Genomic DNA, 15,530 nt, shown 5'->3' with positions numbered 1-15,530 from the left:
GAAACTTATGGCTTGCAAAACGGTCATAGTGAAAGAATGTGCTGACATATACGGTCAGTTTATTACTCAGAACTAAAAAGAAGGTTTTCAGTGAAGTCGATAGTCAAAAAGTTGAGTGTTTTATTCCTTATGTTCGTTGGGCTGCAGGCGCAAGCGGATAATTATGATGCAGTTAAAGCCAAGATTGAGAGCAAAATTTCGATTCCAGTTAATGCCATTGCTGAATCTCCGGTGCCAGGGCTTTTGCAACTGAATACGGCGCGTGGATTGTTCTACTCGAGCATGGACGGTACCTATTTATTACGCGCGAACGTTTATAATTTAGATGCGGGTATGCGTAATGAGACAGAAGTCGCAATGTCAGCAATCCGGACGGAAGGACTTAAAGATTTTGTAGGTCAAACGATTGATTTTAAAGCTGAAAATGAAAAGTATGTCGTCAGCGTGTTCACTGATATCACCTGCGGATACTGTCGTAAGTTGCATCGTGAAATCGAAGAGTTCAACGCGCGCGGCATTACCGTAAGGTATTTGGCCTTTCCGCGCGCGGGTTTAAACAGTCAAGGGTACAATGACATGGTGTCGGTATGGTGTGCGAAGAATCCACAGGATGCCATGACCGAGGCTAAATTAGACGATACTGTCGCGGCGGCAAAGTGCGAAAATTCAGTGGCCGAACAGTATTTATTTGGGCAAAAGATAGGTGTTACGGGTACGCCCAACATCATTATGCCTAACGGCACAATCATTCCTGGCTACCAACCGGCTGAAATGCTTGAACAAGCCATCAAAGATAACTCATAATACAAGCATCAACTTTTCATCTGCGTGGTAATACGCCACGCAGATTTATACCCGCAAAATCATGCCGTTAAACATCATTAGGAATACCTCCGCTGACGTTGACTTTCCTGATTGGATGCAGCAACTCGATTACCACCCTATATTGAAGCGGATTTTTCTCAGCCGTAAGGTGAGTTCGCCAGAGCAGTTAGCGACAGGCGCAGCAGGCTTGCTTTCCTACACCACGTTGAAAGGCATGGATCGCGCGGTTGAACTCTTGGCTACAGCATTGGAACAGCAGCAAGCGATAAGTATTGTCGGTGATTTTGATGCTGATGGTGCTACCAGTACCGCCCTGTGTTTGTTGGCGCTAACCGCGATGGGGGCAAAGCATGTCGATCACGTGGTGCCAAACCGTTTCGAATATGGCTATGGCTTAACGCCTCAAATTGTCGATGTAGTGCATCAACGCGGCGGTCAGGTTATCGTAACCGTCGATAATGGGATTGCCTGTCACGCTGGTGTTGCCCATGCTAAGGCTTTGGGAATGACGGTTATAGTTACCGATCATCATCTGCCTTCTGAAACGCTGCCAAACGCTGATGCGATTGTTAATCCCAATCAACCAAATTGTCAGTTTGCGTCAAAGACGCTAGCAGGCGTCGGCGTGGCATTTTATCTAATGGTGGCGTTGCGTGCCCATTTACAGCAAATGCAGTGGTTTGCTCAACAACAAATAACTGCGCCGAATATGGCCCAATATTTGGACCTTGTGGCTCTAGGAACTGTGGCTGATGTGGTGACTCTTGATCACAATAACCGAATTCTAGTCTATCAAGGTTTACAACGCATTCGAGCCCGACAATGTCGCCCCGGCATTCTAGCCTTGCTGGATGTGGCCCAGCGCAATGCAAGTGGACTCACCTCAACAGATTTAGGGTTTGTTTTGGGGCCACGCCTGAATGCCGCTGGTCGCTTGGATGATATGTCGATGGGTATTGCTTGCTTAATTACGGATAGCTTGCAACATGCCAGAAGCATTGCCATTGAACTAGACCGGCTAAACCAAGAACGCAAGCAAATCGAGCAGTCTATGCAGCAGGATGTGTTGGCGACCATTCCTGCACTTGATACCGAGGAGTATCACTCGTCAAACGGGGTTGTGCTCTATCAAGCTGATTTTCACGCTGGAGTTATTGGCATAGTTGCAGGTCGCATAAAAGATAAGTTGCACCGCCCAACGATAATTTTTGCGGAAGAGAATGACACTCAATTAAAAGGCTCTGCACGCTCCATTAGTGGGGTGCATATTCGCGACGTTTTAGCCCTAGTAGACAGCCGTAACCCCAGTTTGCTGATTAAATATGGTGGCCACGCTATGGCGGCCGGTCTTAGTATTGCTAAGGCAGATTTTGAACATTTTTGCCAAGCCTTCGAAGATGCGTTAAGTCAGTGGCAAAGCCAGATCCAGCAAGAACAAGCGATATACTCTGACGGGGAGTTGCCAGTTGATTGTTTTTCATTGGAGTTTGCTGAGCAGTTGAAACATATCATTCCATGGGGACAAGGCTTCAGAGAGCCACTTTTTGATGGTGTTTTCACTTTGGTGCAACAACGGATTGTCGGTGAAAAGCATTTGAAAATGGTGCTAAAAGCCGAGAATGGTGATTATCTTGACGCCATTGCGTTTAATGTGGATACGGCCCGCTGGCCTGCCTCTGAGCAAACAGAAGTCCAGTTGGCTTATCGCCTCGACGTTAACGAATTTCGTAATAAGCGCAATTTGCAGTTGTTAGTTGAGGCCCTCGACTAATGGTTAACAAAACATTGAATCGTTTACTCAGCAAGCACCCTGATTTAACCCATAGCGAATATTGTAAGGTGGTTTCTCACGTGCAGCGGGTTGAAGATGACTGGTACATCAACACCCTAATGTTGGATGGCTACGACGTACCTTTTGTTTATCGGCGTAAAAATCCTTATCAAACGCTCACCGGGGCACGCGTCGACCTGACTTATTATCCGCAGACTCAAGAAGTGGCGGGCATATCTTTTGAAACCATGAAAGTGGTTCGCTTGAGGCGCAGTTAAAAATGTCAGGCTTTACCTGTCAGGGTTATGTCTTGCATCGGTTACCGTACCGAGAAACCAGTTTATTAGTTGATGTGTTAACCCTGGAAAGTGGCAAGCTGCGAGTTGTGGCAAAAGGTGTACGGGGCAGTAAATCGGATCGGAAAAGCTTACTTCAGCCATTCCAGTTGCTTGAATGTGTTGTTTCTGGGCGCAATGAATTGCGTAATTTAGGGCGCGTTGAGGCGCTATCTGGCCGCGTTTCTCTTACCCAACAAGCACTCTATTGTGGCTTTTACTTAAATGAATTGCTTAGCCGGGCCTTACCGATTGATTTGCCGCACGAGGAAATTTTTAGTGACTATCAATTGGCCTTGCAGCACTTAGCTAAAGCCGGCTCTGATACGCGAAGTGCAGATGTAGAAATTATACTCAGAAGTTTTGAACTCAAGTTGTTAGAGCACTTAGGCTATTTGCCTGATCTCTCAGCTTGCGCAGAATCGCATAATCCAATAGAAGAAGGTGCAAGTTACACCTTTCTGCCAGAGCAGGGTTTCGTTACCGCGACCCTATCAGGTGATCACCAAGCGCATTCAGCCCCTTTGTTTTATGGGCGGGATATCATCGCTATGCAAATGCAGGATTGGCATACAACTAGCCTACGAGCGGCCAAACTGTTCGTACGTCTAGCGCTGCCCAGTGTGATTGGCAGTAAACCGTTACAAAGTCGCTCACTGTTTGCACAGGTAAAGTAAACATCGTGAAAATTTCGCAATAAAGTACGCAATAAGCGGACAGACAGCACGTAGCATTATTGCTACCATACTCCTGAATTTGGTCCTGAAATAAATGAGGATAGGTGTTTGAACGATATCTTTTTAGGCGTCAACATTGATCATATCGCCACGCTTCGCAATGCCCGAGGAACGCAGTATCCCGATCCAGTGCACGCAGCACAGATCGCAGAACAAGCAGGGGCTGATGGCATAACCGTACATTTACGTGAAGATCGGCGACATATTCGCGATCGTGACGTCGAGTTGCTAAGTGAAACGGTACAAACACGACTCAACCTGGAAATGGCAGTTACTGCTGAAATGTTGGGCATAGCCACCCGGGTGAAGCCGACGTTTTGTTGCCTGGTGCCTGAAAAACGCGCAGAGCTTACAACTGAAGGCGGCCTCAATGTGGCTGACAATCTTGCGGCAATCAAGGATGCGTGCAGTCAACTCGCTGAAAACGGAATATTAGTCTCTTTGTTTATTGATGCTGATAAGCGCCAAATTGAAGCCGCCAAGGAATGTGGCGCGCCTTTCATCGAAATTCATACGGGGCAGTATGCCGATGCGCCAACTCTGCAACAACAGCAAGTGGAATTGGTTAAACTAATCGAAGGTATTATTTATGCGGATTCGCTTGGGTTAGAAGTCAACGCGGGGCATGGTTTGCATTATCACAATGTTAAACCCATTGCTGCAATCCCACAGATAGTAGAGTTGAACATCGGGCATGCAATTATTGCTCGTGCCGCTTTCGATGGTTTACATACCGCAGTTAAAGATATGCGTGATCTTATGCAACAAGCACGTTTGTCTGCGTATAAACTGTAAACAATAGGAATTACTCCAGTGATCATCGGCCTAGGTACAGATATTGTTGAAATTGAGCGGATCGAAGCGCATTGTGCTAAGTCTTCACGTTTAGCAGAACGAGTGTTAACCGAGAAAGAAATGCAGGTTTATGCGAATCACCTACATCCAGCCCGCTATCTTGCCAAGCGTTTTGCCGCAAAAGAAGCTGCCGTCAAAGCGCTCGGTACAGGAATTGGCAACGGTGTAAGTTGGCAGCACATTGAAATTGACAATAATGCACTTGGACAACCGCAACTTCACTTTAGTGGTGAGTTTGCGCGCTTGTGTGAGTCGCGAGGTGTGAATTCGACCGCTGTATCTATTTCTGACGAAAAGCACTATGCAGTTGCGACGGTTATTCTAGAGTCATCGAGTTAGTCTATGGTGCGGTTTGTTAAGCCGGTTAAGCGCCGCGCAAAGTCATTGAATACCCGCCGTAACTCGGGTGCAGAGCAAATAATTACGACTCAAATAACTGTGCTCGATCACACTGGCTTAGGCGTGGCTGCCAAGCATGCGCCAGTGGTATTCGTTGAAGGGGCGTTGCCGGGCGAAACCGTGAAGGTTGCAATAGCGTCGCGCAAAAAGCACGTTTGGCACGGTCAAATGCTACAGATTGAAACATCAAATTCAGCGCGACAACTGCCATTTTGTCAACATTCACAAGACTGTGGTGGGTGTCAGCTTGACTACGTTGAACCGGAGTATTTGCGCCAACAACGCAAGCAAGCGATCACGCAATTATTGGCGAAAATTGCCGGTGTTAAAGAGTGTGAGTGGGAAGCTGATATTTTTGCTGAACCACTAGGGTATCGACGTAAAGCGCGCCTTGCTGTAGATGTTCGAGATAACAATGACCGCCGGCTCGGCTACCGCCGCAGTAAAAGCAACGAGGTCTTTAAGCTGCATGAGTGCGCAGTACTAGCGCCAGAAATTGAACGTCTTATTCAGCCTCTGCAAGCTTGGGTTAGCGAGCTACAAAACCCCAAGCCGCTGGGGCACATTACGTTGTTCTCTGGTGACAACCAAGTATTGGTGCACATTCGCGCGATGGCGGCGCTGGCCAGTGAAGATACCAATGCATTAATAAAATTAGCTGAGCAGTTTGACTGTAACGTATCGATAGCGATTGCAGATAAGTCTGCCGAAACATTGCACGGGGATCTCGCTACGGTCACTTATTCACCCGGTGATGGCATACAGATCCCCGTCGGGGCTGATGATTTTGTCCAAGTCAACGCTCGAGTTAATCAACATATGGTTGCTCAGGTTGCAAAGTGGCTCGCCGAGGCTAAGGTTAACTCAGTACTTGACTTGTTCTGTGGTACTGGAAATTTTAGTTTGCTTCTGGCCAATCGTGGCTTTCAGGTTCGGGGCGTAGAAGGGGTCGCCAGTATGGTAACTCGTGCTCAACAGAGTGCAGAGCATCTCGCACTAAAACAGTGCAGTTTTGACCATCACGATCTACTCGACGAGAAGATTGTGCAGCAAATCTTACGCGAACCTTTTGATGCAGTATTGCTTGATCCGTCGCGCGAGGGCGCTCCAACAGTTTGTGCTCACTTAAATCCTCAGCATCATCCGATTATTGTGTACGTTTCTTGCAATCCTGCCAGTTTTGCCCGTGACGCCAAACAGCTAATTGCACGAGGTTATCAGTTGCAGAAAATCCGTTTGGTAGAGATGTTTGCTTATACCAAGCATTGTGAATTAATGGCAGTGTTTCACCGAAGTTAATACAGAGAACCATGGTTTCGACACGAAAAGTACATAGTGAACAACGGCCACCATTCGAGCAATGGATGGCGCAATTGCAACTGCCTCAAGATACCCAAAAGGCCTTGCGTTCGATTGCTGAAAAGCCAGAGATCTTGCTTGTCGGCCAGGAAATGGTCGAAATTTTAGTTCAGCTCAATATGGATGATACGACGCTGCAGGCGGCGTTAGTGTTTCCCTATTGTCAACAGCATGCCCTTTCCAATGAAGATGTCATTGAATCTTTCGGACAAGAAATCGGCAGACTAATTGAAGGCGTGCGCAAGATGGAAGCCATTCGCGCTTTGCATGGCCGCACCGGGATTAATAAGACCGCACAATTTCAGGAACATCAAATCGATAGTATCCGCCGTATGCTGCTCGCGATGGTAGAGGATGTGCGCGCTGTTGTACTTAAAATGGCAGAACGTATATGTGCGTTACAGTCAGTCAAAGACGCTGACGAAGAAACCCGTGTCATGGTGGCTACAGAATGTGCCTCAATTTATGCGCCGTTGGCCAATCGGTTGGGCATCGGGCAATTAAAATGGGAGCTGGAAGATCTTGCCTTTCGCTACCTGCACCCGAAAACCTACAAACAAATTGCTAGCATGCTAGATGAAAAGCGTGCAGACAGAACTGAATATATCGAGTCGATGGTGGCGCGTTTACAGTCATTACTTAATGAACAAGGTATTCAGGCCGCAGTTTATGGTCGTCCCAAGCATATTTTCAGTATTTGGAAAAAAATGCAGAAAAAGCGGCTGACCTTTGAGCAACTGTTTGATATTCGCGCGATGCGAATCATCGCCGATCGATTACAGGATTGCTATGCCGCTTTGGGGATTGTGCATGCGCATTTTAAACACATACCCAATGAATTTGATGATTACATTGCCACTCCGAAGCCGAATGGTTATCAGTCCATACATACAGTCATCATTGGCCCTCAAGGCAAGTCTATTGAGATCCAAATCCGTACTCAGCAAATGCATCAAGATGCTGAGCTTGGGGTCGCCGCACATTGGAAATATAAAGAGGGGGCGCAAAGTAAAACGTCAGGACATGAAGAGCGTTTGAACTGGTTGCGCAAAATTTTGCAGTGGCAAGAAGAAGTTGCAGAGTCCGGTGACTTAGTCGAAGAGCTACGTAGTCAAGTTTTTGATGATAGGGTATATGTATTCACTCCTAAGGGTGATGTTTTGGATTTGCCTCAGGGCTCGACGCCACTCGATTTCGCCTATTATGTCCACACCAACATTGGACACCGTTGTATTGGCGCGAAGGTGAATAAACGAATTGTGCCATTCACCTATCAGCTCAAAAGCGGCGATCAGGTCGAAGTGCTAACCGGCAAGGAGCCCAGTCCGAGCCGAGATTGGATGCACCCTGGACTTGGATACGTTCATTCCTCGCGGGCGCGGGCAACCATCCATAGTTTCTTTAAGAAGCAAGACCGGGTGAAAAACCTGGAAGCAGGCAAGGAGATTGCTGAACGGGAGGTAAACAAGGTCCACCTTCCGATTAAGGCTTTAGGGGAAATTTGCGAACGCTTTAATCAGCCTTCGGTAGACGAGCTTTATACTGCCATTGGCGCCGGTGACGTTCGAATAATGTCTGTTGTACGGCAATTACAACAGCACTTACAACCGCCCGAACCTGAGCCAACACCAGAAAGGCTGGTGAAAACGCCAAGCAGACCGAAAAGTAATAAGAAACGTGATGACAGTGTGGTTGTTGAGGGAGTAGGGCACCTGATGAGCCATTTAGCTAACTGCTGTCAACCGGTTCCAGGCGAGCCTATTGTGGGGTTTATTACCCAGGGCAGGGGCGTAAGTGTGCATCGACAAAACTGCGAGCAATTGGTCCATTTATTGGAACAGCACCCTGAGCGCGAGGTTGAGGTCAATTGGTCTGGTGATATTGCCGCTGGGTTTGAAGCGCAGTTGCTAGTTATTTGTACTGATCGAACTGGCATCCTGCGGGACATAACCACTGTGCTAGCTAATTTAAGAGTATCCTTGTTAGGGGTTAATAGTTTAAGTAATAAGTCTTCAGGTTCTGCGGATATTGTCTTAACTGTAGAAGTCGCTGATGTGAAATCATTGCGTAAGGTTATGCTCAGTCTCAAGCAAATTCACGATGTAGTTGATGTGGTAAGAAAAGACGCATAATGACCGAGAAACCCGAAAACCTGACTCGTCTGCTGCAAATCATGCAGCAATTGCGCGACCCAATAAACGGCTGTCCGTGGGATCGCAAGCAGAATATGACATCGTTACTTAAATATACTCTTGAAGAAACCTATGAAGTTGCTGATGCTATTTTGAGAGCTGAGCCAACAGCGATATGTGACGAACTCGGCGACTTATTATTTCAGGTGGTTTTTTATGCTCAGATCGCCCATGAGCAAGGCCAATTTAGTTTTGATGACGTTGCCAAAGCTATTGCGGATAAGCTTATTCGTCGTCATCCCCATGTTTTTGAAGATAGTACTGTAGTACATACGGATGAAGAGCTGGCGGCTCAATGGGAAGCGATCAAGGCTACTGAACGACAGCTAACCAAGGAGACTCAATCCAGTATTCTCGATAGAGTTAAAAGAGGAGTTCCGGCATTTCAACGTGCGTATGAATTGCAAGATGCTTGTGCCAAGGTAGGGTTTGATTGGGACTCTATAGGGCCAGTCTTAGCCAAAGTTGAAGAGGAAGTTACTGAATTACGTAGCGAACTCAATGCGTCAACTTTAGATAAAGAAGCCGCCGAAGAAGAACTTGGCGATCTGCTGTTTGCAGTCGTCAATCTAGCGAGGCATATGAAGGTATCTCCTGAGCTTGCTTTAACCAAAGCCTGTCAAAAATTTGAAGGACGTTTTAACTACATCGAAACAGCTATTCAGGAACAGGACAAACAGATCCACGCTGTTTCGTTGGAGGAAATGGAGGCTCTTTGGGAAGAGGCTAAACAACGACACAAAGAGTAAGTGAAATGCATCGGTGCAACCGAGGCATTCATTAAGTGCCAATTTTCTTCTCAAATGCTTATGTTTTCGTTTGTGCTCTAGGAGATGCCCATACGCGTTCACTAATAGGCAAAAGTTAAAACTAAATCGAGATATTCAAGCATTACTCATGTGGCATTCGTAGCTAACAGCAATGCGCCGCCCAAATATTTGGGGCGGCGCAAGTTATTTGGATTATTTTAAATCCGGCTCGTAGGACACACGGATCACTTTATGCTGACCGCTATAGCGATTGATCGAAAACACTACGCGGCCTTTACCAAAGTAAAGCCAATCAACGCGATGTGTATCAGTTCCGTAATAGAAGGGTATCCACGCTTTGCCTGTTTGATAGGATGTTGAATCATCTGGATTGCCCAGGATGTTCCGTACACGCGTGTCACTCATGCCTAGTTCAACTTGCTTCATAGGCGAATCATCAGGGATGGAAGCTAATTCAGATTGTGCTTCTTGCGCCTCTTTAGCTTCAGCCTCGGCCGCTTCGTTACTTTCAGCCTTATCTGAAGAACTGCCCGTCGATGAGCAACCGGCCAGCCCAAAAGCCAGCAGGAACGTGAGTATTACGGCAATTTTTGATTGAGTAGGTTTTATATTCATAGTGTGACGTCTCCTTGGTGTTGTTGTTTAAAATTATTCCGTTAAATTAAGTACTGCCACCTATCACGAGCCGTACTCGAATACATCACCTTACGGTATATGAGAAGGGGTTGCTTTCGCAACCCCCACCGGTTAAATTTTTACTAAGTCAGCTTTTAATGCAACACCGGCGATTATGTTGCCTGCCCCACACTCAAACTTTTCACTACTGGCAAATTCTTTGTGCTTGTAATTCGACTTGATGTTAACCACAGCATTCATGCCTTCTCTTAACGCGCGCTCTTGCAATTGTTTCAGGGCTGATAACATAACCCACTCACACGCTTCTTGGTCAGACTTGTTAAATGCATTAGTTTTTTTGTTCGTCGACACATTGCCATAGGAACTCTTTACCTCTGGATAGCTTTGCCCGGCAAAATATAAAGGCACATCAAGTAACGCCGACTTAGCTTTTTCTGAGCTAAGGAAGGGTTCAAGATCGAACTGAAGACGATCATCACGGGCCAATGCTGGTGTGCTGAATGCAACACTAAATGCTAATAGAGCTAAAAACATCCTTTTCATGGTAAAACCTTTTTATTGAGTTGATTAACTTGAACTGCTCACGCTTGATAAGCGAATTGCTGAATTAGCATAGTGTAAGATGTTGAAAAAATAAACACTTTAAAGTCCCGATTACTAGCGCATACTTATGGCAAAGTTCGTAACTTACTGGTTTGGGAAGAATGGATTTTGCAAGGTGTGTATCGTGCGCTCTTGTTGGAGTAACTGATTTGCTGAATGGTATCCCGGATATGAGGCAAAATGAGCCTGGAGTCGACCACTTTTCTCGGCCCTCTGCAAGCCAACCAAGAGTCGCTGCTGAAGGTCAGGTTTAGACGGGGTTACGAAGTAATAAATAAATGCTGGATAATCGAGTAAATGTTGAGATTCTATGACCAGACCTTTGTTGTGAGGCAATGCGAGTTCGGCTTCAGCTTCAATAACGCTGCGAGGGAAATAGTCAACGGTTCCAGTCAGCAGTAGCTTCGCGATACCAAATTGCCACTCATACCACTGTACAGAAGACACGGTAAAATCATTATGCCGAAGAATATCAGTGTCCGGCCAACCTTCGCCCTGAATCGCTACTTTGGCTCGAAGTTGCTGGGTACTTAGGCCTGAAAAGGCGCGTTGACTGCCCTTAGCGATTAAAAATACACGCTTACCTAATAATCCATTAATCAATGGAAACTTGACGGCAAGAAGCTCACTTTCACGCTCTGGTGTGGACATTGTCCACATCACATCTGCTTCGCCTTCAAGCAACAGTTGTATTTGTCTGGATTGGTCCATCGGAGTGGGATAATTCCGTAAGGTCACGGCACCAAATTCTTCAGTACTTTCCTCCACGGCAATTTGCAATAATTCAATATAATAACGCTGAGTCGGTGAAGTTTGTGAGAGTGAGGCGAAAATAACCTCATTGTCTGCCGCTTGAGCACATACTGGAAAAGCACCAATTAAACCTAACAAAACCAGATGCAAACGAAGGCACCTAAGGAATGTTACTTGCTTGCAATGATGCAATTTAAATTTCACTTTGCCGACCATTGACACTACATGATTAGGCTAAAACTTATCATACTGCTTAGAAATTGAAAGCTAGCTGGTTATTTTTTGAATAATTTACGATTGGGTCTTCGCTTTTACGTCAAAATCTGTATAATTCGCGCCCTGCCCAGTTACGCCCACTTTGGGAAAGTGGAAGAATCAACAGGTTCGAAGGGGCCTAGGCGTTGATTTTCGGGAGATTACTGCGGTAATCGGTAACAGTTATATTTTCGGGTGACGAATAATGAAAACTTTTGTTGCAAAGCCAGAAACAGTAAAAAGAGACTGGTTCGTGGTTGATGCCACTGATAAAACACTTGGACGTTTAGCGTCTGAAATCGCTCGCCGCTTGCGCGGTAAGCATAAGCCAGAGTATACACCGCACGTTGATACTGGTGATTACATTGTAGTTGTTAATGCTGAAAAAATTGCTGTAACAGGCAACAAAGCAAAAGACAAAGTCTACTATGCGCACTCTGGTTACCCAGGTGGTTTGAAAGACATCACTTTTGAAAAGCTTATCGATAAGAAGCCAGAAATGGTTCTAGAGAAAGCTGTTAAGGGTATGTTGCCTAAAGGTCCTCTTGGCCGTGCAATGTTCCGCAAAATGAAAGTGTACGCTGGCTCTGAGCATAATCATGCTGCCCAGCAACCACAGGTTTTGGATATTTAAGGAGCGACACACATGGCAGATACTCAATATTACGGCACTGGTCGTCGCAAAAGCTCAACTGCTCGCGTATTCTTGCGTCCAGGTACAGGTAGCATCACAGTTAACCAACGTCCTCTAGACGAGTTCTTTGGTCGTGAGACTGCTCGCATGGTCGTTCGTCAACCGCTTGAGCTAGTTGAAATGACTGAAAAGTTTGACCTTTACATCACTGTTCGCGGTGGTGGTATCAGTGGTCAAGCTGGCGCTATCCGTCACGGCATCACTCGTGCATTGATGGAGTTTGATGAGACACTACGCCCAGCACTACGTAAAGCTGGCTTCGTTACCCGTGATGCACGTCGCGTTGAACGTAAGAAAGTGGGTCTACACAAAGCGCGTAAGAAACCACAATTCTCAAAACGTTAAGTTTTATTGGATTGCACAAAGAACCCGGCACATGCCGGGTTTTTTTATACCTTTTGCAGAGATGTATAATTGGTAGGGTGAAAAATAGCTTTTTCGGTATGCAACATGAGATTTATTCTCACCTTTCCCTTGTATGGCCATAGGAAATGGTGAATTTCAACTAAATCCTTGTTTTTTGCCTGTATTTCCTTGTCATTGGCGGGGGTTTTTTTTATCATTTCCGATCGAAAATAATCATTCGAATCGTCATGACGACTCGCTTTCGGCTTTCTCACAAACGAGAAGCCATTTGTCCAAATCTGGAGAACCGTGGATGAGTAATGTATCTGTTGATGCGAGCGAATCTTCGCAAGCACAAGGTCAACCACAACCTAATAATCGTAGACGCTTTTTAACAGTCGCTACATCAGTAGTTGGCGGTATAGGTGTCATTGGAGCAGCTGTTCCATTTATTGCTTCTTGGAATCCAAGTGCCAAGGCTAAGGCCGCTGGTGCAGATGTTGAAGTTGATATTTCTGGCATTGAGCCAGGGCAGTTGGTACGGGTTATGTGGCGTAGTAAGCCGGTGTGGATTGTGCGTCGAACGCCAGAGATTTTGGCAGCATTAGCGACCCACGAAGATCAATTAAAAGATCCAAACTCGGAAGTAGAACAACAACCGACCTTTGCTCAGAATCAATGGCGTTCATTGAAAGACGAGTATCTTATCTTGGTCGGTATTTGTACTCACCTTGGCTGTTCACCACAGCACCTTAAAGATGGTGCCATGGCGCAATATGCGGAAGGCGTTTCTGACGGTTTCTTCTGTCCATGTCACGGTTCTAAGTTTGATATGGCAGGGCGTGTTTTCCAAAACGTCCCAGCACCATCAAATCTTGTAGTACCGCCTTATCAGTTTGTTGACGATACAACCGTTATCATCGGTTCAGAAGCAGAGGTCGCTTAACATGTCAGGATTTTTAAATTGGATTGAGGAGCGCATCCCGATGATGCGTGTGGCGAACATGCATGCTATCCAGTATCCAGCGCCACGTAATATGAACTTTTGGTACGTATTTGGTTTTCTTGCCACGATCGTATTAGTAAACCAAATCGTCACTGGTATTTGGTTAACCATGAACTTTGAGCCTAGTGCAGAGCGCGCATTCGCTTCGGTTGAGTATATTATGCGCGAGGTCGATTACGGTTGGCTTATTCGTTACATGCACTCAACTGGCGCTTCGGCGTTCTTCATCGTCGTCTACATGCATATGTTCCGCGGCATGATTTATGGCTCGTATCAAAAGCCACGCGAGTTGCTGTGGGTCTTTGGTATGCTGATTTATTTAGCACTGATGGCAGAAGCATTTATGGGTTATGTACTTCCTTGGGGACAAATGTCCTACTGGGGGGCTCAGGTCATCGTATCACTGTTCGGCGCCATTCCCGTTATCGGTCCAGACTTAGTTGTATGGATCCAAGGAGATTACGTAATTTCTGGCGCCACGTTGAACCGCTTCTTTGCTCTACATGTTATTGCATTACCATTGGTCATCGTGATTTTAGTGTTCTTACACATCATTGCACTGCACGAGGTTGGCTCTAACAACCCGGACGGCGTCGCAATTAAGCACAAGAAAGGCTCGCTTTCTGATGACGAGAAAACTAAGTGGAAGATTCATGAGTATTACACCAGCAAATATGACATTGCTGACGATGTCGTGCCCTTCTTCCCGCACATCGTATTGAAGGACTTGGTGGCTTTTGCAGTCTTCTTGTTTGGCTTCTGTTATGTCATGTTCTTTATGCCGGAGATGGGTGGTTACTTCTTAGAAAAGCCCAACTTTGAAATTGCTAACCCACTAAAAACGCCAGAGCATATTTTCCCTGTTTGGTATTTCACACCGTTCTACGCAATTCTAAAAGCTGTCCCGGATAAGCTCTTCGGGGTCATCTTTATGTTTGCAGCGATTGCTGCTTTATTTGCATTGCCATGGATTGATCGCGGGCGCGTGCGCTCATGGCGCTATCGTAGTGGCTTGCACAAGGTTAACTTGTTAATGTTTGCTGCGGTTTTCGTATTCTTGGGTTACCTGGGCGGTACGCCACAAGAAAACTGGAAGATTGTAGCGTCACAGTTTGCAACGATTATGTATTTTGGCTTTTTCGTGTTGCTGTTTATATACAGTAAAAACGAAGGAACCAAGCCTGTACCCGCGAGGATCCCACGATGAGAAGAATTATAATAGCGGCACTTCTAACCTTGCCCTCTTTGGTATGGGCTGCAGGTAGTACTTATCCGCTCGATCACGCAGACTATGATTTGACGGATAAGGCCTCGTTACAAAACGGCGCCAAGATCTTTATGAATTACTGCTTAGGTTGTCACCAAATGCAGTATCAACGCTATCAGCGTACTTTTAATGACCTTGGTATTCCTGATGAATTAGGTCAAAAGTATTTGCAGTTCACAGGCGAAAAGGTTTCGGATTATATCACTACGCCAATGCCGGCAGAGTATGCTGCGACCTGGTTTGGTGCACCACCTCCTGATTTGACATTGGTGGCGCGTGTACGGGGTGCTGATTGGCTGTACACCTACCTACGTACCTTTTATGTAGATGAAAATAAAACCTTTGGCGTAAACAACAAGGTGTTTCCTGATGTTGGTATGCCGCATGTACTGCAAGAGCTGCAAGGGACTCCGCGTGAACACTACGAAACTGTAATGGTAGATGGTGAAATGGTCGAGCGTTACGCAGGTTTAAAATCTGATGGTGACGGCATGTTATCTGCAGATGAATATGACCAAGCGATGCTTGATTTGGTTAATTTCCTTCAGTACACCGGTGAACCTGCACGGCTTAAGTCAGAAGCTATTGGTAAATGGGTATTGGTGTTTATCGTTGTCTTCTTTGTATTCGCATTATTGCTGAAGAAAGAATACTGGCGCGACGTGCACTAAACGTACAACTTAAGGTATAATGCTTTGATTGAGGGCGCACTCGCGCCCTTTTTTGAC

Annotated in this window: 17 protein-coding genes; 14 read left to right on the top strand and 3 right to left on the bottom strand. The window is 46.0% G+C overall.

The features are described from left to right. Window positions 1–129 precede the first annotated feature (129 nt). From CSH92_RS02825 to mazG, 9 genes are all read left to right on the top strand, one after another. The gene (locus CSH92_RS02825) at window positions 130–804 is read left to right on the top strand and encodes a thioredoxin fold domain-containing protein (protein ID WP_100656305.1); all 675 of its coding nucleotides are present in this window, start codon (window positions 130–132) and stop codon (window positions 802–804) included. A gap of 115 nt (window positions 805–919) precedes the next feature. Further along, window positions 920–2,596 carry a single-stranded-DNA-specific exonuclease RecJ gene (gene recJ / locus CSH92_RS02820; protein ID WP_100656304.1) on the top strand — a complete coding sequence of 559 codons (1,677 nt, stop codon included), beginning with the start codon at window positions 920–922 and terminating at the stop codon, window positions 2,594–2,596. Next, complete coding sequence (locus CSH92_RS02815; protein ID WP_100656073.1) at window positions 2,596–2,874, top strand: hypothetical protein; 279 nt, start codon at window positions 2,596–2,598, stop codon at window positions 2,872–2,874. The genes recJ and CSH92_RS02815 overlap by 1 nt, the downstream gene beginning before the upstream one ends. Window positions 2,875–2,876: 2 nt before the next feature. After that, window positions 2,877–3,608 (top strand): DNA repair protein RecO, encoded by a 732-nt coding sequence (recO, locus tag CSH92_RS02810; protein ID WP_100656072.1) that lies wholly within the window; start codon window positions 2,877–2,879, stop codon window positions 3,606–3,608. Window positions 3,609–3,716: 108 nt separating this feature from the next. Next, a complete protein-coding gene (gene pdxJ, locus CSH92_RS02805; protein ID WP_100656071.1) occupies window positions 3,717–4,463 on the top strand; it encodes a pyridoxine 5'-phosphate synthase in 747 nt (248 codons plus the stop codon). 18 nt (window positions 4,464–4,481) lie between these two features. After that, window positions 4,482–4,862 (top strand): holo-ACP synthase, encoded by a 381-nt coding sequence (gene acpS, locus CSH92_RS02800; protein WP_124916906.1) that lies wholly within the window; start codon window positions 4,482–4,484, stop codon window positions 4,860–4,862. A 3-nt stretch (window positions 4,863–4,865) separates the two neighbouring features. Further along, entirely contained in the window at window positions 4,866–6,221 is a 1,356-nt protein-coding gene (gene rlmD, locus CSH92_RS02795; RefSeq protein WP_100656070.1) for a 23S rRNA (uracil(1939)-C(5))-methyltransferase RlmD, read from the top strand. A gap of 11 nt (window positions 6,222–6,232) precedes the next feature. Next, the gene (gene relA, locus CSH92_RS02790; RefSeq protein WP_100656069.1) at window positions 6,233–8,413 is read left to right on the top strand and encodes a GTP diphosphokinase; all 2,181 of its coding nucleotides are present in this window, start codon (window positions 6,233–6,235) and stop codon (window positions 8,411–8,413) included. Continuing rightward, window positions 8,413–9,222 carry a nucleoside triphosphate pyrophosphohydrolase gene (gene mazG, locus CSH92_RS02785; protein WP_100656068.1) on the top strand — a complete coding sequence of 270 codons (810 nt, stop codon included), beginning with the start codon at window positions 8,413–8,415 and terminating at the stop codon, window positions 9,220–9,222. The genes relA and mazG overlap by 1 nt, the downstream gene beginning before the upstream one ends. 213 nt (window positions 9,223–9,435) lie before the next feature. Here the strand turns inward: mazG and CSH92_RS02780 are convergent, their stop codons facing one another. From CSH92_RS02780 to CSH92_RS02770, 3 genes are all read right to left on the bottom strand, one after another. Further along, window positions 9,436–9,858: a hypothetical protein gene (locus CSH92_RS02780; RefSeq protein ID WP_100656067.1), complete on the bottom strand. Its 423-nt coding sequence runs from the start codon at window positions 9,856–9,858 to the stop codon at window positions 9,436–9,438. 132 nt (window positions 9,859–9,990) lie between these two features. After that, on the bottom strand, window positions 9,991–10,422 hold the full coding sequence (locus CSH92_RS02775; protein ID WP_100656066.1) for an excinuclease ABC subunit A: 432 nt from the start codon (window positions 10,420–10,422) through the stop codon (window positions 9,991–9,993). A gap of 144 nt (window positions 10,423–10,566) precedes the next feature. Further along, window positions 10,567–11,385 (bottom strand): type 2 periplasmic-binding domain-containing protein, encoded by an 819-nt coding sequence (locus tag CSH92_RS02770; RefSeq protein ID WP_124916905.1) that lies wholly within the window; start codon window positions 11,383–11,385, stop codon window positions 10,567–10,569. A 310-nt stretch (window positions 11,386–11,695) separates the two neighbouring features. On the opposite strand from CSH92_RS02770, the gene rplM reads away from it, so the two are divergent. The 5 genes from rplM (at window position 11,696) to CSH92_RS02745 (ending at window position 15,473) form a co-directional block, all read left to right on the top strand. Then, window positions 11,696–12,124: a 50S ribosomal protein L13 gene (rplM, locus tag CSH92_RS02765; protein ID WP_100656064.1), complete on the top strand. Its 429-nt coding sequence runs from the start codon at window positions 11,696–11,698 to the stop codon at window positions 12,122–12,124. A 12-nt stretch (window positions 12,125–12,136) separates the two neighbouring features. Further along, window positions 12,137–12,529: a 30S ribosomal protein S9 gene (gene rpsI / locus CSH92_RS02760; protein ID WP_100656063.1), complete on the top strand. Its 393-nt coding sequence runs from the start codon at window positions 12,137–12,139 to the stop codon at window positions 12,527–12,529. Window positions 12,530–12,842: 313 nt separating this feature from the next. Next, the gene (gene petA, locus CSH92_RS02755) at window positions 12,843–13,475 is read left to right on the top strand and encodes a ubiquinol-cytochrome c reductase iron-sulfur subunit (RefSeq protein ID WP_100656062.1); all 633 of its coding nucleotides are present in this window, start codon (window positions 12,843–12,845) and stop codon (window positions 13,473–13,475) included. 1 nt (window position 13,476) lies between these two features. Then, window positions 13,477–14,742, top strand: coding sequence for a cytochrome b (locus CSH92_RS02750; protein ID WP_100656061.1), 1,266 nt, complete (start codon window positions 13,477–13,479; stop codon window positions 14,740–14,742). After that, a complete protein-coding gene (locus tag CSH92_RS02745; RefSeq protein ID WP_100656060.1) occupies window positions 14,739–15,473 on the top strand; it encodes a cytochrome c1 in 735 nt (244 codons plus the stop codon). Before CSH92_RS02750 ends, CSH92_RS02745 begins: the two co-directional genes overlap by 4 nt. Window positions 15,474–15,530 lie beyond the last annotated feature (57 nt).

This window comes from Neoalteromonas flava (assembly GCF_002807685.1).
In the GTDB taxonomy this organism is placed as follows: Bacteria; Pseudomonadota; Gammaproteobacteria; order Enterobacterales; family Alteromonadaceae; genus Alteromonas_E; species Alteromonas_E flava.
The sequence above is the reverse complement of the archived record's forward strand: the minus strand, read 5'-3'. Positions and strand labels throughout refer to the sequence as shown.